Here is a 22,886-nt window from a genome sequence, read left to right as displayed (position 1 = left end):
CGTAGCAAAATATTAAAAGACTCACGCCTTAGATAACTTTTGCTTCATTTTTTAGCTTATCGACCAACTCGTCAACTGAACCTACCTTGATACCAGCTTTACGCTCAGAAGGTGGCACGACTTTGATAATTTCTTGCTTAGAAGTCATATCGACACCGAAATCAGCAGGCGTTTTTTCATCAAGTGGTTTTTTCTTCGCTTTCATGATGTTAGGCAATTTTGCATAACGTGGCTCATTTAAGCGTAAGTCAGTGGTGATAACCGCTGGTAGCTCAAGTGCTAGGGTTTGCAGACCACCGTCGATTTCACGCGTGACGTTGACTTTGCTGCCTTCAACTTTTACTTCTGACGCAAAAGTACCCTGACCGATACCCATCAATGCTGCTAGCATCTGGCCGGTTTGGTTGTTGTCGTCATCGATGGCTTGTTTGCCCAATAAGATAATATCCGTAGACTCAGTTTCAGCGATATTCTTAAGGATTTTAGCAACTTGTAATGGATAAGGTTTTTCGTCAGATATGACCAAAATCCCACGGTCAGCACCCAAGGCTAAAGCTGCACGAATTTGCTCTTGTGATTCTTTTGGACCGATTGAGGCGACGATGACTTCATCAATCACGCCCGCTTCTTTTAGACGAACGGCTTCTTCAACAGCAATTTCATCAAAAGGGTTGATTGACATTTTAGTGTTAGATAAATCTACGCCCGAATTATCAGCTTTTACACGAACTTTTACGTTGTAATCAATGACACGCTTGACCGCTACTAATGCTTTCATACGTTCCTCGTTTATTAATGTTATGAATTAAAAGTTACCAATTAAGAACCAAAGGTTCATTTTTTTCAAACTATGCTGCAAATTGTCGTTCAAAATACTACTAAAGGTTTTTACCACATTAACATAGATTTAAACATAAATATGTATAAGCCGCCCACCCAAGATATCGCGGCATCATATTTATTATTCGCTAGTCGTGATTTATTATTGGTATTTACTTGTATAAGTATTTACCAATAACAAAAGTATACCAGTAAACGATTAAATCCTGCTAAAGCTAAGCCAACCGTTATTATCAGACCCGTCTATCTTGCGTGAGCTCAGGACTAAGGTCAAGACAACGCCGTGAATAATGCGTCATAAATTTGTCACCATTGTTGCAAAAACTGTCTATAAGAGCCTAAATAGAGAGTTAATTTGCTCGAATACGCTAACTCGACCGTCCTTTATAACAGAGGCAGCTTTGTAATTATTGCCTACTTTACTATGATTTCATCTTCCGACTTTTTATTGTCTAGGCGGGTTATCAAGTTTATTGTTAGAGTTAATTAGCAAATGGCTGTCACGAATGTCGTCGAACAGCGACCAGTCAGGCGCGGTACTATCCTGCTTAATGACACTCATATCGCCAGTCGTTTCCATAATAACAGCGAATACTTCGCTTTTTGATTTCAATCCATTCCTACGCAATACTTCTTTCACGTCACTTTTGGTCAGATTGGCTTCTTTTAAATTATCGCAAAAATACTCTCCGTGCGCCATTAAGATAATTGCTTGATTATCAATCAGTGATTTTAGAGGTTTAGACTTACGCCTGATGACAGAGATGGTACCTTGAATAAGAAACAATACCGCAACGGCGACTAAGCCTTGTGACAAAGATGGACTGTCAGATAAGATGGTTGACGCCAGTATGCTACCGATAGCAACAGTCATGGCAAAATCATAGCTTGAAAGCTTGGAAAAACTGCGTAACCCCATCAACCGCGTAAACAAAATGAGTCCCAAGTATAATCCAAGCGCCGATAGTGAAATGCCAACTATTTGCGGCCATTCAATCGCAAACCATTTTTCCCACTGCATACACTCGCCTTTTTTATTTGGTTTTAACGTCTAAAAACTTTTTTAAACTAATCCTCTATTAAGATAACAGCATTATTGTCAACAATAAATAATCACACTTTGTCCAAACTTACAGAATTTAAGTCATTTTCTTAAAAAAATATCATAAAAAAAGCAACCTGATGAATGGTTGCTTTTTTTTAACGTCTAAACAGTATTTTTATTGTTTTAACAAACAAAGGAATCAATACTTATCGATCATCTTTATGGTATCAAGCTGGCTGATAAATCAGTTTACTCAATAACCACTAAGATTAGATAGCTTCGATTTGCTCAGCTTGTGGGCCTTTCTTGCCATCACCTAAGATGAAAGACACTTTTTGGCCTTCGGCTAGAGTTTTGAAACCGTTACCTTGGATAGCGCTGTAGTGAGCGAATACGTCTTGTCCGCCATTGTCTTGAGCGATAAAACCAAAACCTTTAGCTTCATTAAACCACTTTACAGTGCCTTCAACTTTCTCTGACATAAATTTTCCTAACTCTTTAACTGTTGGCGAGACGTGTGTCATCACCGATTAATTGATATATACTCAAGTGTTTTTTGCTAAGCGCATCGGCTTAAACCCTTGATTTATCTAGAAGATAACCTCAAGCTCTTGCCTAAAATCCTATGAGTACAAGCTGATTATAGCAGCTTTTCTAAACTGCAACAGGTTAAATTATTTTTTTTTGTAAAAAACCGCGGCCTTCTGTCAGCTTTATCATTAAATAAATATTTATTATTTAAATAATTGATTTTAATGGTTATTTTATAGTATCTAAGCTAAAAAAATTAATTTACGATACTCTTAATAGCACAACAACCAAAAATACCATCTAAACGCTAAAACATTGTTATGCAGGTAGCGGTAACCAGGGCGATAATAAAACCAGTAGACACAAGGCAAAAAATATCAAAGAAAAGGATTGGCTATAGGCGATATATTTAGCTGGCACCACCAAATCCTTCGGTGAGTCTGGTATGCCTTTGCGCTTGAGCAGACGCGTACCATATATCCAGCCGTAGATGGTATAGATGCTATAAGCGACTGGCACGGCAATGGCCAACGGCGCCAAATCAATGACGTACAACGCCAGAGTAGAGACAAAGAACCAAGCGGTATCAAGTAAAGAGCTGATGCGAAAGAACTTAGATTGCGGCAGCTTACCTTGGTTGCGCTTGAGCATCTCGCCTTCTATCCAAATCAATACTGCTACCACAGCGCTCAGAGTAATGTAGATAAATTGCGGCGTCAGCCAGTTAGGACTTGGTATTTGCACAACAGACAACCTGTAATCAAGAAAGAATAAGAATAAAAAATCAAGCGCTCAGATCATTCTTTAGCGTTTGGTTTTAGTATTTTTTTAAATAAAATAAGCAAGTCTGCTTATATGAGGCAGTAATAAAGAGTTTTCAACCACTAACAAGTGATTACGGTGGCAACTTTCTCTAGATTATTGAATTGCTAGCCATTAAAAAACCCATGCTATCGAGTGATAACATGGGTTTTGATTTTTAGATAACTAAAATGATAGAGATTTGATTATTGCTTAATTGCTTAACCATTCACTAATAAATTAGTTTTTGTCTTTATCGATGATTTTATTGCCACCAATCCAAGGCATCATGCCGCGCAATTTCGCACCAGTCACTTCGATTTGGTGCTCAGCGTTGTTACGACGACGGGCAGTCATTGAAGGATAGTTGGTTGCGCCTTCACTGATGAACATTTTTGCGTATTCACCAGATTGGATGCGTTTTAGCGCATTACGCATCGCTTCACGTGACTGTTCGTTGATCACTTCTGGACCAGTCACGTATTCGCCGTACTCAGCGTTGTTGCTGATTGAATAGTTCATATCAGCGATACCGCCTTCATACATGAGGTCAACGATAAGCTTTAGCTCATGTAAGCACTCAAAGTAAGCCATTTCAGGAGCATAGCCGGCTTCAGTTAGGGTTTCAAAGCCCATTTTTACCAGCTCAACCGCGCCGCCACAAAGTACCGCTTGCTCACCAAATAGGTCGGTTTCGGTTTCATCTTTAAAGGTCGTTTCGATGATGCCTGAACGACCACCACCAACACCAGCAGCATAAGACAAGGCTAACTGCTTAGCTTGACCAGACGCATCTTGATAGATAGCGATTAAATCTGGGATACCGCCACCTTTGGTAAATTCTGAACGTACGGTATGACCTGGTGCCTTAGGCGCCACCATAATAACGTCAAGGTCGCTACGTGGCTCTACTTGGTTGTAATGGATCGCAAAACCATGAGCAAAAGCAAGGGTTGCACCTTCTTTGATGTTTGGCTCAATCACATCGCTATAAAGCTGTTTTTGGAACTCATCAGGGGTCAAAATCATCACGACGTCAGCCGCTTTTACCGCTTCTTCTACTTCAGCAACTTTAAGGCCCGCGTTTTCCGCTTTTTTCCATGAGCTAGAATTGGCACGTAGACCAACGGTGACATCGACGTCTGAGTCTTGTAAATTCAACGCGTGTGCATGGCCTTGTGAACCGTAACCAATAATGGCAACTTTTTTGCCTTGGATGATTGATAGATCACAGTCTTTGTCATAATAAACGTTCATAAATAGAGTCCTTTTCCTAAAACATGGCTGGCCATGGATAATAAGCGCTTCTGCTCTAACCGAAACTCTAAAGTATTGGCTAAAATGAGCGCGCTGTTGATAATAAATTAAGGTTTTTAATAACGATTATAAAATTATAAGCTTAGGGTTTTTTCGCCGCGTGCAATACCAATGACACCCGAACGCACCACTTCCATAATGCGCTCGCGACCAATCACATCGATAAAGCCGTCAAGCTTGGCTTTATCACCAACGATTTGAATGGTGTATAGGTTAGAATTGACATCAACGATTTGAGCGCGGAAAATATCAGCACTGCGTTTAATCTCTTCACGTACACCGCCCGACGCTCGTACTTTAATAAGCATGAGCTCACGCTCGACGTGCACATTGTCTGTTAGATTGAGCACTTTAACCACTTCAATCAATTTATGCAATTGCTTGGTGATTTGCTCGATTCTTTCAGGCGAGGTAATGGTAGTGACCGTCAGACGTGAGATACTTGGATCATCAGTAGGGGCGACGTTTAGCGTCTCGATGTTATAGCCGCGTTGGGAGAACAAGCCGACTAACCGCGACAACGAACCCGCTTCGTTTTCCATCAATACCGAAATCAGATGTTGTTGTTGCATTAGGTACGCTCCCCTTTTGTTAACCACATATCACGCATCGCTTGCCCAGCGACTTGCATCGGATAAACATGCTCATTACGATCGACATAAACGTCGATAAATACCAATTTATCAGTCATAGCCATAGCTTCAGCCAATTGTGCTTCCATAGTCGCAGGATCGGTAATCTTAATACCGACATGACCATAGCTTTCAGCCAATTTGACAAAGTCTGGTAGTGAGTTCATATAAGACTGCGCATGACGGCCTTCATACAGCATGTCTTGCCATTGTTTAACCATACCCAACTGTGCATTGTTTAGGTTCAAAATCTTGACTGGCAAGTTATATTGTAGGCAAGTCGATAGCTCTTGAATATTCATCTGAATAGAGCCTTCACCGGTAATACACACCACGTCACGCTCAGGATTGGCAAGTTTTGCCGCCATCGCATAAGGCAAGCCTACACCCATGGTGCCCAAACCGCCGGAGTTCAACCATTGACCAGGCTCATTATAAGTATAATAAAGCGCGCCAAACATCTGATGCTGACCGACGTCACTGGTGATAATGGCGTTACTATTGGTTACTTTATCCAAAGCCTGCACCACCGCTTGTGGCTTAATACCATTATCAGTATTAGTGTCATAACGTAGGCCATGACGCGTACGCCATTCATTAATTTGTGACCACCAATCTAACAAGGCATGTTGCTCAAGCTCTTTATCATCACCGATGATCTCTAACATATCGGTCAAAACCGCTTTAACATCGCCAACGATTGGAATATGGGCATTAATGGTTTTTGAAATGGATGCCGGATCAATATCGATATGAATAATCGTGGCATTCGGACAGAATTTTTTGACATTATTGGTCACGCGGTCATCAAAACGTGCACCGATTGCCAAGATGACATCAGCGTGATGCATACTCATATTGGCTTCATAGGTGCCATGCATCCCAAGCATGCCTAAGAACTGACTATCAGAACCTGGGAAAGTACCCAAACCCATTAAGGTATTGGTAACTGGTAAGTTTAAGCGATGAGCAAGCTCAGTCAACTCTTTACTGGCTTTACTCCAAATGACCCCGCCGCCTGCATAAATAACAGGACGCTGTGCTGACAATAAAGTTTCAACGGCCTTTTTAATTTGACCGCTATGACCTTTTAGTGAGGGCTGATACGAGCGGATAAACACGTCTTTTGGATATTCATAAGCAAATTTTTCACTTGGCGCTGTCATATCTTTTGGTACGTCAATGACTACTGGGCCTGGACGTCCAGACTGAGCGATATGAAAGGCTTTTTTGACAATCATAGGGATTTCGCTAGCATGGCGCACTTGGAAGCTATGCTTGACGATAGGACGTGATACACCGACCATATCGGTTTCTTGGAAGGCATCTTCACCGATTAGGCTACTAGGTACCTGACCTGAAATAACCACCATCGGCACCGAATCCATAAACGCGGTGGCGATTGCCGTCACGGTATTGGTCGCACCTGGACCTGAGGTCGCTAAGACCACCCCTGTCTGACCTGTGACTCGCGAATAAGCATCTGCCATGTGGCCGGCTGCTTGTTCATGACGCACTAAAATATGCTCAATACTTTCTTGTTGAAACAAGGCATCATAGATATGTAGAACGGCGCCGCCTGGATAGCCAAAAATATATTTGACCCCTTCATCGGTCAATGCTTGCACCAACATCTCAGCGCCAGATAGCATCACAGGCTGCTCGCTACCCTCTGCAAGGCGTTGTTGCTTTTCTTCAAAATTTTTGGCGGCATTACCCGTTTGGGTATGTCCAGTCATATTCGGACTTTGCGTGGTTTGCGTCACTGTCATCACCTTTTTTTGTGGTAAGAATGGTCGCTCATTTATAAAAGAAAACACCGTTTTTACAAGGTTATTGGTCTTATAAAGAAGACTTGGGATTCTTATCCATATCAAGAATGTGTGCCTACTATATTCAAGTAACACTGTTATATAGAACAGCATGGCCCTCAAACACAGCAATATATGTAGGGTCAGCTTTGTGGCAGGATTTTATCGACAGACAGTGACAAGATGCGAATGCACCTATAAAAGAGGCTTATTATTTTGAGAATACCAAGTTACGACAGTGATAAATAAATAGAGGCAGGATATAAAACGACTCTCAATAATATTGACACGCTATAGGATCGCTAAATCTTATAACTTATTTAATGAGTTGTTGTTAAAACTACACATTGCGCCCTATTTTTTATTACAGCCAAATCTTACGAACCACAGTAATAATAAGTTTATCTTAGTCATTGTAGACAGATAAGTCCGCAGACAATAAATATAGCTTTGAATACGCATTAGGATAATGGCATTTTATTCCATATCATTGTCACAAAGAAAATAAAACTGAGCAAGCTACTGATAAGCAACCCGTAGTCCTTATTTTCAAGTGCCACGGCAATTTTATAAAAGCCGCTCACTGACCAATCAACTGCTATTATATTCGATGGTTTGGGCACCTTTGTCAAGAAAAACTTCTAAACCCTATGCCTAACTATTAGTTATTAAATAATGTACATTTATAAGTATTATTTGCTAAAATCAAACGCTAGTGTATTTATATTGTTATCAAGACGATTAAATATTATCCTTATCTGATAAATACGTCCGTTTCTTACCTATTAAGAGGATTGTCATTATGGCAATTGTTACCATGGCATCTGCGTTTCGTGTGAACACCGCTACCAAACTGCTTCTAAGTATCAGCACGGCGTGTATGCTCATGCTGCCAATCAATGCCAGTCATGCCATTCAGGTTTATAAATCTATCGGCGCGCATGGCGAGGTGAAGTACAGCCAACACGCCCCGCAAAACGGTAGAAATATTGAAGTGATAGAGTTTCGTAGTGACGGCAGACAAAGTAACGCCGGACAATTGGCAGGGAAAACCGAAGCCAATCAAGCGGCTCCGCAAAGTGCTGAAGAACAGCGCGTGGCTCAGCTAGAGGCGCGCATTAAAGAACAAGAAGCACAGGCGAATGCTCAGCGTTGCCAGTCATTACGCAATAATTTAACCAACCTAAATGTTGGTGGGCGTATCTACGAGATGGATGCCAATGGTAAACGTCAATATTTAGATGGCCGTGAAATTGAGCTAAAACGCGAGCGTGTACAGCAAGCCATCAATCAATATTGTAATGGTACCTAAACTCGGTCTTTATATACCTTTGAATAATACCATCACTGCTCTATTCAACGTTAGTCATTGATACTGATAACTGATGATTCAGTCAGTTATCAGGTGCATAATATGGCGAATAGCAGCGGGCATATCTTGCGCTTGTAAGCCTCGTTGGCCGATCAATAATGAGCGAGTATTATGAGCATGGCTAAGACTTTCTAAATTTTCTGTCTGTCCCGCTAAGCAGTCGCCTGCCAGACCATGAAGCAGAACCGCTTGGTGCAAACTACGCGCTTCTTCGGTTAAATCCTTTTGCGCTAGTAGACCTGCAATGACGCCTGATAACACATCGCCCATGCCAGCGCTTGCCATCCCCGCATTGCCGACGCCACAAACGTAAATTTGTCTTTCCTCAGCCTTTTGCTCTAGCACTAACGACCCTGCACCTTTTAACACCCAATCTCCGCCATAGATTTTGGCGCACTGCTTTATTGCTACCAATCTATCAGCTTCTACTTCACTGACCTCTTTATTCAACAGTCTTGCCGCTTCACCACTATGCGGTGTTAGGCAAACTTGATGTTCGCTACTATGTGTTTTTAGCTGTGTAACCAGTTTATGCTGCTCTGCCTGCAATGTTGCCAAATGATATAGACCATCAGCATCAATCACTATTGGTTTGCTGTTTTCTATCGCCGTTTGGATATAACTTATAAACAACGCTTTTGCTTTGTCATCACGGCCAAGTCCCATGCCGATAGCAATAACACTGGCTTCTTTGATAAGATTTTTTACGCCATCGGTATCATGTAAATTGATGGTCATCGCATCGGGCAGTGAGGTTAATAGCGCTCCATGAAATGCTTCATGACAGGCGACGGTAATTTTCCCCGCACCAGTCGCCATCGTACTTGAAGCCGAGAGGATAGCGGCACCGCCCATGCCCTGCGAGCCATCAACGCGATTACCGCCAATCACCAATACGTGCCCGTAACTGCCTTTATAACTGTTTTGACGGCGTGGATTTAATGGATAAGCTGCTGTCAGTAGCTTGGCAATTGGTTTAAATTCTTTACGATTCGTTTGATAAGGGATGAGCGGAATGTCAATCACTTGTCCGCTATAATCCATACCATCATTAGTATGTAAACCAAATTTTCGCGCAATCAAACATAACGTCGCATCAGCGTGTACAGCTACTTGGTCGAATACTTGCCCAGTAGAAGCAACCAAGCCACTGGGCACATCAACCGCAACGATCAAAGCGCCATTATGCTGCGCGGCATCGTTAAGACTATTAATCGCCTCTTTATAAATACCATCAGGCGCGCGATCTAAACCTATACCAAATAACGCATCGACGTAGACGTCTACTTGTAGCTGCTCACTTACGTTTTGCTTGTCATCAGAACTGATGTCTTCAAAGCGTAAATAATCACAGTTAGCAGACAGCGCTATTTGTAGAGCTTGGTTGGCATCAGATAAAGAAGCTTCTTTGTTAGATGACTGCGTTGTCTCAGCTATCGCAAAAACTTGTTTATCAAAGCCAACCGTGATGATTTGTACTTGCCAGCCTATTTGCTGCAAATAATAAGCAATCAACCAACCATCACCGCCATTATTACCCTTTCCAACCCAAATACTTACTCGAGGCGAACAATTATTGCGATTATCAGTGTTAGTAAGTGCTGAGGAATAAGAATTAAGCATTTTTTGCTCATAAAGCACCACAATATAATGTGCCATCTGCCATGCAGCCTGCTGCATTAATCCAAAACTATCATGACCTGCGCCAAACCATGCCTGCTCCATAGCATAAATCTGCTGACTACTATACAACGCTACTGGTATGGTCGTTTTTGTGGATACATCGGTTGCTACTGGCATGGTTCATCCTCGCTTATTTTTATTGGCTGGTTTTATTATTTTAATCATAAGATAATGTATGGGTGGTATCAGCTCTATCAAATTTTACGAGAGCTTACAGCTTGGTATAAATACAGATTTATTGGTTTTGCTACTTGCGCTCGTCGCTCACTGGCTTATCATACTGCTATTCACATTATCATTTATAGCGCATTATGAATACCAAAGCCCAACCTACCCACCTTCAATCAACACAGTCAGGCGCACAGACCTCAGATGCTCACAATTTAGCAGCGCAGACATCTGCGCCTAATCATGCAGAGCAAGCAAGAATTGCCGTTCATAATGCGTCAGAATTTGCTACACCGGCAGACGTCAAACAATGGATTAAAACCCAAGCGCAAGGCCTAGGATTTGCTGACTGTGGTTTTTTATCGGTGCATCATCCTTTATTTATCGAGCAAACAGAACATCTAAAGCAATGGCTGGCAAAAGGGTATGAGGGGCAATTGCAGTTTATGCATCATAACCATCATCTGCGGGCCCAACCTGAACAATTGGTAGAAGGCGCGAAAACCATCATCAGCGTGCGCATGGATTATTTAACCCAAACTCCCACGCCGCGCGCAGTCACTGATAACGCTTATCCCAATCAAGGTATCATCGCCCGTTATGCTAGGGGGCGTGATTATCATAAGACCATGCGCAGTCGCTTAAAGCAATTGGCATTAAAAATTGAAGCCATGCTACCTGAATGGCAGCATCTTAATATTGGCTCAGAGCAGGATTTTATTTTTCGCCCCTTTAGCGATTCTGCGCCTATCTTTGAGCGTCCTATTGCCGATGCGTCCGGTCTTGGTTGGACGGGCAAACATACCCTGCTCATAAACAAGCAAGCTGGCTCGTTTTTTGTATTAGGCGAGCTATTTATGAGTCTTGAGCTGCCTGATGACGAACCGGTCAAGGAGCATTGCGGCAGTTGTAGCGCCTGTATTGACGTCTGCCCTACGCAAGCAATTATTGCGCCCTATGAGCTTAAAGCCTCTGCTTGTATCTCTTACCTTACCATCGAACACGACGGCATTATTGACAGCAAATATCGCCGTGCCATCGGTAATCGCATCTTTGGCTGTGATGACTGTCAGCTTATTTGTCCGTGGAATCGCTATGCCAATATCACCCCAGTAGAAGATTTTTCCCCAAGGCATAATCTTGATAACAGCAGTTTACTTGAGCTATGGCAATGGCAAGAAGCGGAGTTTATGAAAAAAACCGAAGGCAGTCCGCTTAGACGCACCGGTTACGTGAATTTTTTACGCAATATCGCCATTGGTCTTGGCAATGCAGATGGTAGTACGGAAATAATTACTCAGCTGCAAGCAAAATTAGGCGTTCATAATGCCATGCTAGACGATCATATCCATTGGGCAATTAAAGAACAACAGGAAAAATTAGAAAATTTAAAACCGTAAATTCTATGCAAAATAAAGACCAAAAAAAATGCCTCTAATTATATTAAGAGGCATTTTTATTAGCACATAACTTTAAATATCTGTGTTTAAGCGCTTATGTTTAAATACTTATATTTAAACGCTTAGCTTTAAGCACTTAACAGCCTATTACGGCTTAGGAATACGTAGAACTTGACCTGGATAAATCTTATCGGGATCAGAAAGCATTGGTTTGTTGGCTTCAAATATTTTCATATAATCGCCAGTTGAACCATACACTTCTTTGGCAATTTTAGATAAGCTATCACCAGATTTTACTGTGTACATGGTAGATTCAGGCGCATCTTCTTCAATATCGATATTATCAATAACTTTAGCGACGTTTTGCACGTTACCGATAGCGATAATAGCTTTTTCGCGATCCGCTTGGGTTTTGGCCTTACCACTGATTTCTGCAGTATCTGTAGAACCATTATATTTCACTTTTAGATTACTGATATTCAGATTTTGCTGCTGAATACGGCGTAGTAAAATATTGGCAACTGACTGAGCAGAAGGCTCTGTGCTTTGAACTGGAGTATTAGCATCCGCTTTGGTTTCTGCTTTAGCGTCATGCTTGGCATCGTCACGGTTAAAAATCTTTTCACCGATGTCTTTTGCGAAACTGAACATACCCATAAAATTGCTCCTTAAAATATTGTTATCTATTATTTATCATTATTGTTTTAATAGGCAATGTATTTAACGTTTGTCACTCTCGCATCGCCTACATATGAACATAACTTTTATCTCTAAACAGTGGTTTTAATCGATATAACAAATATCACCTTATTACTGCTTACCATTCTTAGTATAGACAATGGCAAATACCGTCTCTAGTAATAGTATGTTGAGTAATGTTGATTTGGCGTAGCTTATGTAACTTTATTATTAATAGCTACCATTCAAATATGGCAGTGAATTGAGCAAATATAAGCAGTAAAACAGAGAAATAATCACTACCTCTAAAAAATAGCGTTAAAAAAACCGCTTATCAATAAAGATAAACGGTCATAGCACACTTACTAAGCAAAGGATTAATTACAATTGCGCTTGTACGTAATCAATGGCTTTTTGAACAGTCGTTAGTTCTGCTGAATCTTCATCAGGGATAGTGATGCCGAAATCGCTTTCGAATGACATAACCAGTTCAACTAGGTCTAATGAATCAGCGCCTAAGTCTTCCATGAATGAAGCATCATTATTGATATCTTCAACGTTCATACCTAATTGTTCCGCTACCGCAGATTTAACTCTTAGCTCGGTATCATTACTCATGTAGATTTCTCCTTTTTGATCTATTATTTCGACAAATTGCCATAGTCTTATGATAAAGCACTATGGCAGTATATATAAAATGGGCTGGTCAAATTATCACGGCTGTCTGGAAGACAGATAACCAATTATACGTTTTGACTAATGTCTGCTAAAACCTAGCTATCATACAGGGCTTTGACAAAAAAGTATCCGCTATTATAGCACCCTTTATTATAGTTTACACTCGTTCACAGAGTTTTTTATTATAACTATGTAACGCACCGTTATAATAATAAATAACGCTAAATTAGAATAATAACTTCTAACCCTACATGTACATACCGCCATTGACAGGAATAACCGCGCCAGTAATATAGCTGGCTTCATCACCTGCTAAGAAAAATACGGCGGCGGCAATATCTTCTGGCTGACCAAGACGGCTGATTGGAACCGCATCAAGCATTGAGTTAAGTAGGCGCTCGTCAAGCTCATCGGTCATATCGGTTTCAATAAGACCCGGTGCCACACAGTTAATCGTCACTTGGCGTGAGCCGATTTCGCGCGCTAGCGTTCGGCTAAAGCCTTCGACGCCGGCTTTAGTGGCCGCATAGTTAGATTGACCCGCATTGCCCATTTGTGCAACCACAGAAGTAATATTGATGATACGACCACGACGCGCTTTCATCATTCCGCGTACTGCCCGCTTACTCATACGATAAACCGAAGTCAGATTGGTATCGACAACATTGTCCCAATCTTCATCTTTCATACGCATCAATAAACCATCTTGAGTAATACCGGCATTATTAACCAGCACTTGTACGGCACCGTAAACACTTTCGATTTCTTCAAATAACTTATCAATCTGCGCCGTATCGCGCACGTCTAGCACGCGCCCGATACCACCACTATCGTTTAAGTATTCTTCGATAAGTGCTGCGCCTTTTTCGGTGGTCGCGGTGCCAATGACAAAGTGTCCTTCTTTGGCAAAACGTTTGGCAACGGCTTTACCGATACCGCGGCTTGCGCCTGTCACTAATGTAATCGTACGGCTCATGATAATACCTCCATCAACTTATCTAAACGGGCAGGCTTGTCGGTAGGATAACTCACAATAGGATGTGCTTGACGCTTGGCCAAATTACTTAAAACATTACCACTGCCACATTCGATTAAAATATTAATTTGCTTGTCGGCCAATTCCTGCATGGTTTTTGACCATAAGACTGGTTCACTGAGCTGCTCGGTCAATGCTTGCTTGATAGCGACTGCATTGCTTTCAACGCGCGCATGGCGGTTTTGAATCACTGGAATGGCCGCTTGATCAAATTGAATGGCTGCCAACTCTTGCGCCAAAGCGCTAGTCGCAGGCTCCATAAGCGCACAATGCGACGGCACACTAACCTTTAATGGGATGGCTTTTTTACCGGTATTTTGAACTTTATCAATCACGGCATTGACACCAGGGGCGTTACCTGAAACCACCACTTGACCTGGACTATTAAAGTTTGCGGCGCCAACAATGGCATCATCAACGTGCTCGGTCGCTTGTTCGCATAAGTTTTCGACGCGGTGGTCTTCAAGACCCAGTACCGCTGCCATCGCTGTATCGACCCCTGCCACCGCCTCTTGCATCAATTGACCGCGTTTATGCACCAGTTTGACCGCATCAGCTAAGGATATTACGCCAGCAGCACATAAGGCGCTATATTCACCCAAGGAATGGCCCGCTAGGTAACAAGGCTTATCTTCTATTTTTTGTTGTAAGATGCGCCAAATAGCGATACTAGCAGTCAATAAAGCCGGCTGAGTATATTGGGTTTGGTTCAGTTTGTCTTCGTCCTGACAAATTGCCCATAAGTCTTCACCAAGCGCTGTACTGGCTTCGGTAAAGGTATCACGAATTTCAGGATAGGTTTCAGCAAGCTCGCTCAGCATACCGACCACTTGTGAACCTTGTCCAGGGAATAGCACAGCTATACGGGTGGGTTGTTTTTTTACCATATCGGGTACAGAGGCCATAACCAATATTCCTTATTTAATTGGAAATACCCCTAAATGAATGGGGTTTATTATAGAATTAGAGACTAATAAAAAGATTCGCTGTACAAAGCACCGCTATCATTATTCCTTTAAGACAGCTGACTGCTATTAAACTATACACTGACGCAGACAATAAGCATAGCTATCAAAGACTGAACGCTTAAAATGTGTTATCTCTATAATCACTACTTGATAAAAAATAGATAACAAAAAGCCAAGATATCTGACTTCATAATATATGATAGTGAGATAACTTGGCTCTTGTTTGCTTAAACTGCTTGCACCATAACAACTGTGTAAAATCATCGATAGTCATTAGAACTACCAGCATTTTGCATCAACCATCAGCGCGCAAATAAATTAAGCGTCTTGACTAACTTTGAAAAGCTGGCGACCACGATAGAAACCATCTTTAGTCATGTGATGACGACGATGTTTTTCACCAGTAGTAGCGTCGATGCTTAATTCAGCCACTTCCATACGATGATGTGAACGGCGCATGTCACGACGAGAACGACTTTTACGACTTTTTTGAACAGCCATGATATAGCTCCTATACTTAAAAGGGTTAAGCTTGAAATTCAGCTTTAATCGATACCGACAGAGGCTATATAATCACAACAACCTAAGTCTTACGCATCATTAGTTAAATAGATTGCCACACGTATTAAAGCGCTGATTACGTCTAAAATCTATAGTTCGTTTGCAAGGCTAGCTTCTCTCTGCCAGCGGCAGGTTGCTAGAATGCAATAAACGGGACATTATACGCATGTTTCGCCAATTAATAAAGCCTTGCTTTTCACTCTTGGGCAAAAAGCTGATAAAAGGTAGAAAGTAATGTTTTATCGACGTTATACTGCCAGTTACGCGGCTATAACTTGCCCTTTAACGATGCTAACGCTGCAAAAGGATTCTCATTTTCCTCTTCTTCTGGAATGTCGCCAAACTGCTCAACGCTCATCTCGCAATCATCGTGCTTTGGTGCCATAGGCGCTTTTAGCAAAATTTCATCTTCGATCAATTTTTTAAACGGCAATAAACGCTCAGGCGCAGGCTCAGTGATAATTTCATCGAGCAGCAAGTAATCCTGCTCTTCACCGACCAAACGCACTTGGCTTTCGTTATCTAATAATGCAATATCATAGTCATCAGTCAAATCAATAGCAATCGGTTGCAAACAACGCTGACAAGTCAACCATATCTCACCTGTGAGAGTAAAAGACAAATGCAACACATTATTATGGCGATATAGATTGGCTTTAAGCTCAAGGTTTGATTGCTCGTGCTCAGTTGACAAGATGGCATTTAGGCGCTCAAACGAACGCGGCGCAACTTGCCCTGACCATTCAAAGCCACTGTCTTCCCATTTGCTTAAAGAGATATCCTCTGGCAAGTTGCTCGACATCGTAGCTGCTGTTTTGTCAGCCTGAAGCGCTGACGGCTTGTTTATTGGAGTGCTTGACATGCGCGGCCTCATTCATCAAAAACGGTGTATAATATTGCCTGCCATACTAACGGAAAGCGCTGATGAGCGCTAGGGCTAGTATGTTAAGATTTTTGGTAAGTGCTTTCGTATTAAGTTTGCATTTACCTTGGCTTGCTCGCGTTGCAAATCACGCGCTCTACCTTTTTATTTGGTTAATATATTCATATGATATCGCCTGCTGTGGATCCTGACTTTTCTATTTTGCTTTCTGTTTCTGACGCAAAACGCTTGCTACATCGTTTAAATACTTTAGAAACCAAAAAGCCACCTGAGTCTTTGAGCGCTATTTCAGAGATGCAGTTAAACGCACTGTCAGAACAATGGCAGAAAATTATCCATGCTGAAAATATCAACACTGTTGATGAGAATGAAAAAACAACGACCGATTGGCTGATAAGTCTCTTTAATACGTTATTTGCCCACCAGCACGTTATCCTAGTACGTGGCGCTGGCGAACCAGAGTACTTTCCTGCCAAAGACAATCAGCCAGCACGTATTGAATTTGCCCATGGTTTCTTTCAAAGCGCATTGCATGAGCTAAGCCATTTTTTTATTGCAGGTGAGCGTCGTAGACAGCTCTCTGACTTTGGCTACTGGTATGCTCCCGATGGGCGCACAGAGGCTCAACAACAAGCGTTTGAGCGTGTAGAAATCAAGCCCCAAGCGTTAGAGTGTTTATTTACTTTAGCGTGCAGACGTCCTTTTCAAGTCTCGCAAGACAATCTGTTTGCCACCTTTGATACCAGTACCAGCACCTTTGCGCAGGACGTCTATCAGCAGGCCAAAGCATATATCGCTGAACCTCACGTCATACCACGTGATGCCAAAATATTATTGCAAGCATTATTGACGCTTTGCACTATTGATTAGCAACACAAAATTGTTCTCTGTATATGTATTTCCTATCGAAAGTAATCCGTGGCGGTAGTGTTAACGTTTCCCTACTCACCGTAACGCCTTGCTAATAAACTTATATTTACTTTGCGTTATACTGATTGAATAGTAGTTCTATCTTTTGATGCTGTCAGAGAGATATGCTAAAAAACAAAAAAAAATTCATTTTTTAAAAACTACCTACGAAGCACTCTATAATTAAAAAATAAGGAAAAATCATGCAAGTATTTTACATTCATCCGGACAACCCACAACCGCGGCTTATCGAACAAGCAGCGGATTTATTACGTAATGATCAATTAGTTATCTATCCTACCGATACCAGTTATGCGTTTGGCTGCCGCTTAGGCGCTAAAGACGCGCTAGAAAAATTAAAACATATCCGTGAGCTTGATGATAAGCATCAATTTACCTTGTTATGTCGCGATTTAAGTGAAATTGCCAACTATGCCACGGTAGACAATGTGCAATTTAAACAGCTAAAAGCCCATACACCGGCACCGATTACCTTTATCTTAAACGCCACCAAAGATGTACCTAAGAAGTTGGCGCATCCTAAGAAAAAAACCATTGGTATTCGCGTGCCAAGCAATCCTATTGCGCAAGCATTGCTAGCAGCGATGGATGAACCTATATTGACCAGTTCACTCATATTGCCGCATCGAGATGAGATATTGGATGATCCATTTGAGATTGAAGAGTTACTCGGTAATCAAATAGATGGTCTCATTAATGCGGGTATAAAGACGACCAAACTGACTACTATCGTCGATATGACCACTAATCAGCCCGAAATCATCAGACAAGGTGCTGCTGACGTCAGCTCACTCGTACCATAAAAAAATTTAATAAATAAAAAGCATAAAAAAAGCTCCAATAATTTGGAGCTTTTTTTATTATACAATGAGCGTATAAAATTAGTCACGATCAACCAATTCTACATAAGCCATTGGCGCATTGTCACCATCACGGTAACCGCATTTTACGATACGCAAATAACCACCTGGACGAGTTTGGTAACGAGGACCTAACGTGCCAAATAATTTGCCTACCATAGTTTTGCTACGCATACGGCTAAATGCCAAACGGCGATTAGCAACGCTGTCTTCTTTAGCCAAAGTGATTAATGGCTCAGCAACACGGCGCAATTCTTTTGCTTTTGGTAAAGTTGTTTTGATCAGTTCATGCTCAAATAATGAGTTGGTCATGTTCTGAAACATTGCCTTACGATGACTGCCGGTACGACCCAGCTTGACTCCACTCTTACGATGGCGCATAGTCAAAAATCCTTAAAGTTTAACGGCTACGATAAGAAAAGCGATCATCGACACGAAGGTCAGCTGGTGGCCAATTGTCTAGGCGCATACCGAGCTCTAAATCTTTAGACGCTAATACGTCTTTGATTTCGGTCAATGATTTCTTACCAAGATTTGGGGTTTTTAGTAGTTCAGTCTCTGAACGCTGTACCAAATCACCGATATAGTAAATGTTTTCAGCTTTCAAGCAGTTGGCTGAGCGAACCGTTAGTTCAAGATCGTCCACAGGGCGTAATAGCACCGGATCAACCTCTTCTTTTTCTTTCACAGGCTCAGGCGCTTCTTCAGCTTCTAGGTCAACAAAGATAGAAATCTGCTGTTGTAAAATAGTGGCTGCTTTACGAATTGCTTCTTCTGGATCGATAGTGCCATTAGTTTCAAGCTCGATGATAAGACGATCAAGATCGGTACGTTGTTCTACACGTGCGTTCTCAACCTGATAAGCAACACGCAGTACTGGACTAAAACTTGCATCAAGCTTTAAGCGTCCAATCGCTTTAGTGTCACCATCTTCACGGCGCTGGTTTGCTGGCTCATATCCACGACCCATTACCACACGCAAACGCATCTTAAGATGACCACGGTCGCTTAATGTACCTAATACCAATTCTGGATTGATAATGTCGACATTATGCGGCAACGTGATGTCTGCAGCAGTAATAGTGCCTGGACCTTGTTTATCCAAGGTCAAGAATACTTCATTTTGGTCATGAAGGGTGATTGCCAAGCCTTTTAAGTTCAAAAGCAAGTCAAGCACGTCTTCTTGTAGTCCTTCAAGCGTTGAATATTCATGGTCAACACCATCAATCTCAGCTTCAATGACTGCAGCACCAGGTAATGAAGATAACAAGATGCGACGTAAGGCATTACCTAAAGTATGCCCAAAGCCGCGTTCTAACGGTTCGAGCGTGACTTTCGCAATTGTTTCATTAACCGTATCCACGTTAATGGCGTTCGGCGTTAGAAACTCAGTTGCACTTAGCATCATGATGTCACCTCGATTTATTAAACTGGTTTAATTAACGTCAATTGCTCAATGCTATTATTATAACATCGAGCAGTACGTTACTTACTTAGAGTATAGCTCAACGATCAAGCTTTCGTTGATTTCAGCAGGTAGATCAATGCGATCAGGCGCTTGTTTAAACGTGCCCTGTAGCTTGCTGTGGTCAACATCTAGCCATTCTGGAATACCACGTTGTGTCGCTAGTTCAATAGCGTTTTTAATACGTAGTTGTTCGCGAGACTTCTCACGGATAGCGACGACATCACCATCTTGCAACTGAATTGATGGAATGTTCACACGAACAAACTCATCGCGGCCAGCTTTTTTTACCATCACAGTGCGATGGCTAACTAGCTGACGTGCTTCAGCACGAGTTGAGCCAAAGCCCATGCGATAAACGACGTTATCAAGGCGACTCTCAAGCATTGCTAGTAGGTTTTCACCAGTAGCGCCACGCTTACGAGCAGCTTCTTTATAGTAGTTAGCAAACTGACGCTCTAGTACACCGTAGATACGCTTAACTTTTTGTTTTTCACGTAACTGTAGAGAGTACTCTGAGCTCTTATTACGGCTGACACCATGTTGACCAGGTGGACGAGCCGCTTTTTTCGTTTTTACGTCATATGGTTTAACACCAGACTTAAGGCCTAAGTCTGTACCTTCACGACGTGATAATTTGAGTTTTGGTCCAATATAACGGGCCATTGTTATGTCTCCTATAAGCTCTTATGATAAAAAGCTTCGTCTTTAATATTAGACGCGGCGCTTTTTCGGCGCACGGCAACCATTGTGTGGGATTGGGGTCACATCAGAGATGCTGTTAACTTTATAACCCAATGCACCAAGTGCTCTTACCGCAGACTCACGACCCGGTCCTGGTCCTTTGACCAAAACGTCGATATTCTTAACACCGTATTCTTGAGCCGCTTTACCAGCGACTTCAGCTGCAACCTGAGCTGCAAATGGTGTAGATTTACGTGAACCACGGAAGCCTTGTCCACCTGAAGTGGCCCAAGCCAGTGCATTACCTTGACGATCGGTAATCGTAACAATGGTGTTATTAAAAGACGCATGGATATGGGCAACGCCCTCCGATACTGAACGACGAGTCACTTTTTTGCGACTACGAGTGTCTTTAGCCATCTTTTAGCTTCCTAAGTTAATTATCTTTTGAGAGGGCGTGTCGGACCCTTACGAGTACGAGCGTTGTTCTTGGTGTTCTGACCTCTAACTGGTAGGTTACGGCGATGGCGGATGCCACGGTAACAACCAAGATCAACCAAGCGCTTGATATTCATTGACACTTCACGACGAAGATCACCTTCAGTCATGTAATTTGCAACTTGTGCACGGATAGCATCTAACTGTGTATCATCTAACTGGCTAACTTTAGTAGTAGGGGCAATGCCAACTGCTTCTAAGATTTTCTGAGCAGTGGTACGACCTATACCAAAGATATAAGTTAGTGAAATAACAGCATGCTTATTATCCGGAATGTTTACGCCGGCAATACGAGCCATTGATTTCTCTCCATTAAAGAAAAATAAGCTTTATTCATTAATAAAGCGTTATTTTTCAGATTTGTTGCTGTCAATACTAAAGCTTTTATAATTATTATCGCTGCTTCAACTTGATAACAAGTCTCTTCATTGACCATTTTATAAAAGATTTTGCATAAACTACGGCAAGTGGCGGATGATATCGCATCCGCCGTTATTTTTCAAGTATTAATTTTATAAAACCCATAAGCGTGACGCTTTATGTCTTTAAAACATTAACCTTGACGTTGCTTGTGGCGAGGTTCTGCGGTACAAATAACATGTACACGGCCTTTACGGCGCACAACTTTACAGCTACCACAAATCTTCTTAACTGATGCTTGAACTTTCATAGCATACTCCTTTGAGATATCGTACCGCTCATTTAAGGTTGAGTGGGCGATTGAATTAACGTCTGATCATGATATTGATGGGTCATCAAATGCGCTTGGATTTGCGAAATGAAGTCCATTACCACAACCACCATAATCAGTAATGACGTACCACCAAGTTGAAACGGCACACCAAACGATGACTGCACGACCATTGGCATTAAACAAATAACCGTCATATACATCGCGCCAATAAAGGTCAGTCGGTTTAATACATGATCAAGGTAACGCTGAGTTTGTTGTCCGGGGCGAATACCTGGGATATACGCACCACTACGTTTAAGGTTTTCAGCAACTTCACGCGGACTAAATACCAATGCCGTGTAAAAGTAACAGAAGAAAATAATCATTGCGCCAAACAGAACCAAATACAGCGGCTGCCCTGGAGACAACACCAATGCCATATTTTGTAATATCTTTTGTGTAAAAGTAGGATCAGCCGATTGACCAACCCATTGTCCTAAACTTGCTGGAAACAACAATAACGAGCTGGCAAAAATAGCGGGAATAACCCCTGCCATATTTAGCTTAAGCGGCAAATGCGACTGCTGCTGAGCATAAATTTTGCGACCTTGTTGTTGCTTCTGCGCATAGTTTACTGGGACACGGCGCTGCGCTCGTTCAATATAAACGATACCGGCAGTCACCGCGATGCCTAGCAATACAAAGATAAAAAGTACAATCAAGTTCATCTGCCCTTGATTGACCTGTTCGATAGACTGCGAAATCATACCTGGCGTACCAGCCACAATACTCGCAAAGATGAGCATTGAGATACCATTACCCACGCCGCGTTCTGTAATTTGCTCACCAAGCCACATTAAGAACATAGCGCCTGCTACCAATGAGGTAACCGCTGGAATATAAAAAGTCAAACCAGTAGATAAGGTAAGATTCTGACTGATAAGGCCAGCACACATTCCTAATGACTGTACTAGTGCTAATCCAAGTGTCCCTTGACGGGTGTACTTGTTTAGCTTACGTCGTCCCGCTTCGCCTTCTTTTTTGAGGGCTTCAAGCGATGGCAATACCGCCGACATCATCTGAACGATAATAGATGCTGAAATATATGGCATGATGCCAAGTGCCATGATGGACATACGTTCTAGTGCACCACCTGAGAACATGTTAAACATGCTCAAAATGGTATTTTCGTTGCGCGAAAACAGATCAGCCAAGTTAACCGGGTTGATACCCGGTACAGGGATATGTGACCCTAAACGATAAACAATCAATGCGCCGATTAAGAATAATAAACGCGTCCATAATTCATCATACTTACGTATAAAGGCAAATGGATTGAGCGGTATACCAGTCGATGACATTGATTGTTTTG

25 protein-coding genes are annotated in these 22,886 nt (G+C 41.9%); 4 read left to right on the top strand and 21 right to left on the bottom strand.

All coding sequences use genetic code 11. The features are described from left to right. Window positions 1–28: 28 nt before the first annotated feature. From ACPEGP_RS12110 to ACPEGP_RS12080, 7 genes are all read right to left on the bottom strand, one after another. A complete protein-coding gene (locus ACPEGP_RS12110; RefSeq protein WP_198328480.1) occupies window positions 29–778 on the bottom strand; it encodes an electron transfer flavoprotein subunit beta/FixA family protein in 750 nt (249 codons plus the stop codon). 507 nt (window positions 779–1,285) lie between these two features. Beyond that, window positions 1,286–1,861, bottom strand: coding sequence for a DUF421 domain-containing protein (locus ACPEGP_RS12105; protein ID WP_423813541.1), 576 nt, complete (start codon window positions 1,859–1,861; stop codon window positions 1,286–1,288). A 293-nt stretch (window positions 1,862–2,154) separates the two neighbouring features. Beyond that, window positions 2,155–2,367, bottom strand: coding sequence for a cold-shock protein (locus tag ACPEGP_RS12100; RefSeq protein ID WP_068408416.1), 213 nt, complete (start codon window positions 2,365–2,367; stop codon window positions 2,155–2,157). 367 nt (window positions 2,368–2,734) lie between these two features. Then, window positions 2,735–3,160 carry a hypothetical protein gene (locus ACPEGP_RS12095; RefSeq protein ID WP_068408418.1) on the bottom strand — a complete coding sequence of 142 codons (426 nt, stop codon included), beginning with the start codon at window positions 3,158–3,160 and terminating at the stop codon, window positions 2,735–2,737. Between the two features lie 297 nt (window positions 3,161–3,457). Beyond that, window positions 3,458–4,474: a ketol-acid reductoisomerase gene (gene ilvC / locus ACPEGP_RS12090; RefSeq protein WP_068408420.1), complete on the bottom strand. Its 1,017-nt coding sequence runs from the start codon at window positions 4,472–4,474 to the stop codon at window positions 3,458–3,460. A 134-nt stretch (window positions 4,475–4,608) separates the two neighbouring features. Continuing rightward, window positions 4,609–5,106, bottom strand: a complete 498-nt coding sequence (gene ilvN, locus ACPEGP_RS12085; protein WP_068408422.1) for an acetolactate synthase small subunit — start codon at window positions 5,104–5,106, stop codon at window positions 4,609–4,611. Beyond that, the gene (locus ACPEGP_RS12080; RefSeq protein WP_423813540.1) at window positions 5,106–6,938 is read right to left on the bottom strand and encodes an acetolactate synthase 3 large subunit; all 1,833 of its coding nucleotides are present in this window, start codon (window positions 6,936–6,938) and stop codon (window positions 5,106–5,108) included. The genes ilvN and ACPEGP_RS12080 overlap by 1 nt, the downstream gene beginning before the upstream one ends. A gap of 841 nt (window positions 6,939–7,779) precedes the next feature. On the opposite strand from ACPEGP_RS12080, the gene ACPEGP_RS12075 reads away from it, so the two are divergent. Next, entirely contained in the window at window positions 7,780–8,289 is a 510-nt protein-coding gene (locus ACPEGP_RS12075; protein WP_223808605.1) for a DUF4124 domain-containing protein, read from the top strand. Window positions 8,290–8,367: 78 nt separating this feature from the next. On the opposite strand, the gene ACPEGP_RS12070 is transcribed toward ACPEGP_RS12075, so the two are convergent. Continuing rightward, window positions 8,368–10,149 (bottom strand): NAD(P)H-hydrate dehydratase, encoded by a 1,782-nt coding sequence (locus ACPEGP_RS12070; protein ID WP_423813539.1) that lies wholly within the window; start codon window positions 10,147–10,149, stop codon window positions 8,368–8,370. Between the two features lie 194 nt (window positions 10,150–10,343). On the opposite strand from ACPEGP_RS12070, the gene queG reads away from it, so the two are divergent. Beyond that, window positions 10,344–11,600, top strand: coding sequence for a tRNA epoxyqueuosine(34) reductase QueG (gene queG / locus ACPEGP_RS12065; protein ID WP_369957946.1), 1,257 nt, complete (start codon window positions 10,344–10,346; stop codon window positions 11,598–11,600). Between the two features lie 147 nt (window positions 11,601–11,747). Here the strand turns inward: queG and lysM are convergent, their stop codons facing one another. The 6 genes from lysM to ACPEGP_RS12035 form a co-directional block, all read right to left on the bottom strand. Then, entirely contained in the window at window positions 11,748–12,257 is a 510-nt protein-coding gene (lysM, locus tag ACPEGP_RS12060) for a peptidoglycan-binding protein LysM (RefSeq protein ID WP_144297874.1), read from the bottom strand. A gap of 402 nt (window positions 12,258–12,659) precedes the next feature. After that, the gene (gene acpP, locus ACPEGP_RS12055; RefSeq protein ID WP_068034635.1) at window positions 12,660–12,896 is read right to left on the bottom strand and encodes an acyl carrier protein; all 237 of its coding nucleotides are present in this window, start codon (window positions 12,894–12,896) and stop codon (window positions 12,660–12,662) included. Window positions 12,897–13,203: 307 nt separating this feature from the next. Beyond that, window positions 13,204–13,938: a 3-oxoacyl-ACP reductase FabG gene (gene fabG, locus ACPEGP_RS12050; RefSeq protein ID WP_223808606.1), complete on the bottom strand. Its 735-nt coding sequence runs from the start codon at window positions 13,936–13,938 to the stop codon at window positions 13,204–13,206. Next, on the bottom strand, window positions 13,929–14,897 hold the full coding sequence (fabD, locus tag ACPEGP_RS12045) for an ACP S-malonyltransferase (protein WP_423813538.1): 969 nt from the start codon (window positions 14,895–14,897) through the stop codon (window positions 13,929–13,931). Before fabD ends, fabG begins: the two co-directional genes overlap by 10 nt. Before the next feature lie 381 nt (window positions 14,898–15,278). After that, entirely contained in the window at window positions 15,279–15,461 is a 183-nt protein-coding gene (gene rpmF, locus ACPEGP_RS12040; RefSeq protein WP_068408434.1) for a 50S ribosomal protein L32, read from the bottom strand. 328 nt (window positions 15,462–15,789) lie between these two features. Beyond that, entirely contained in the window at window positions 15,790–16,383 is a 594-nt protein-coding gene (locus ACPEGP_RS12035; RefSeq protein ID WP_306495470.1) for a YceD family protein, read from the bottom strand. A 180-nt stretch (window positions 16,384–16,563) separates the two neighbouring features. On the opposite strand from ACPEGP_RS12035, the gene ACPEGP_RS12030 reads away from it, so the two are divergent. Beyond that, on the top strand, window positions 16,564–17,274 hold the full coding sequence (locus tag ACPEGP_RS12030) for an elongation factor P hydroxylase (protein WP_423814285.1): 711 nt from the start codon (window positions 16,564–16,566) through the stop codon (window positions 17,272–17,274). Between the two features lie 242 nt (window positions 17,275–17,516). Next, entirely contained in the window at window positions 17,517–18,137 is a 621-nt protein-coding gene (locus tag ACPEGP_RS12025; protein ID WP_093069565.1) for an L-threonylcarbamoyladenylate synthase, read from the top strand. Window positions 18,138–18,215: 78 nt separating this feature from the next. Here ACPEGP_RS12025 and rplQ read toward each other — a convergent pair whose 3' ends face one another. The 7 genes from rplQ to secY all read right to left on the bottom strand — a co-directional run bounded on the left by rplQ (window position 18,216) and on the right by secY (window position 22,875). Then, entirely contained in the window at window positions 18,216–18,575 is a 360-nt protein-coding gene (rplQ, locus tag ACPEGP_RS12020; protein WP_068408443.1) for a 50S ribosomal protein L17, read from the bottom strand. A gap of 19 nt (window positions 18,576–18,594) precedes the next feature. Next, window positions 18,595–19,602 (bottom strand): DNA-directed RNA polymerase subunit alpha, encoded by a 1,008-nt coding sequence (locus ACPEGP_RS12015; protein WP_068408445.1) that lies wholly within the window; start codon window positions 19,600–19,602, stop codon window positions 18,595–18,597. An 81-nt stretch (window positions 19,603–19,683) separates the two neighbouring features. Beyond that, complete coding sequence (gene rpsD, locus ACPEGP_RS12010) at window positions 19,684–20,325, bottom strand: 30S ribosomal protein S4 (protein ID WP_068408447.1); 642 nt, start codon at window positions 20,323–20,325, stop codon at window positions 19,684–19,686. Window positions 20,326–20,373: 48 nt separating this feature from the next. After that, on the bottom strand, window positions 20,374–20,763 hold the full coding sequence (gene rpsK / locus ACPEGP_RS12005) for a 30S ribosomal protein S11 (protein WP_058368279.1): 390 nt from the start codon (window positions 20,761–20,763) through the stop codon (window positions 20,374–20,376). Window positions 20,764–20,783: 20 nt separating this feature from the next. Then, window positions 20,784–21,140 (bottom strand): 30S ribosomal protein S13, encoded by a 357-nt coding sequence (rpsM, locus tag ACPEGP_RS12000; protein ID WP_058025564.1) that lies wholly within the window; start codon window positions 21,138–21,140, stop codon window positions 20,784–20,786. 254 nt (window positions 21,141–21,394) lie between these two features. Then, the gene (gene rpmJ / locus ACPEGP_RS11995) at window positions 21,395–21,511 is read right to left on the bottom strand and encodes a 50S ribosomal protein L36 (protein WP_011279805.1); all 117 of its coding nucleotides are present in this window, start codon (window positions 21,509–21,511) and stop codon (window positions 21,395–21,397) included. Between the two features lie 32 nt (window positions 21,512–21,543). After that, window positions 21,544–22,875 (bottom strand): preprotein translocase subunit SecY, encoded by a 1,332-nt coding sequence (secY, locus tag ACPEGP_RS11990; protein WP_180952577.1) that lies wholly within the window; start codon window positions 22,873–22,875, stop codon window positions 21,544–21,546. Between the last annotated feature and the right edge of the window lie 11 nt (window positions 22,876–22,886).

This window comes from Psychrobacter sp. 219-2-C, from assembly GCF_049560815.1.
In the GTDB taxonomy this organism is placed as follows: Bacteria; Pseudomonadota; Gammaproteobacteria; order Pseudomonadales; family Moraxellaceae; genus Psychrobacter; species Psychrobacter faecalis.
The sequence above is the reverse complement of the archived record's forward strand: the minus strand, read 5'-3'. Positions and strand labels throughout refer to the sequence as shown.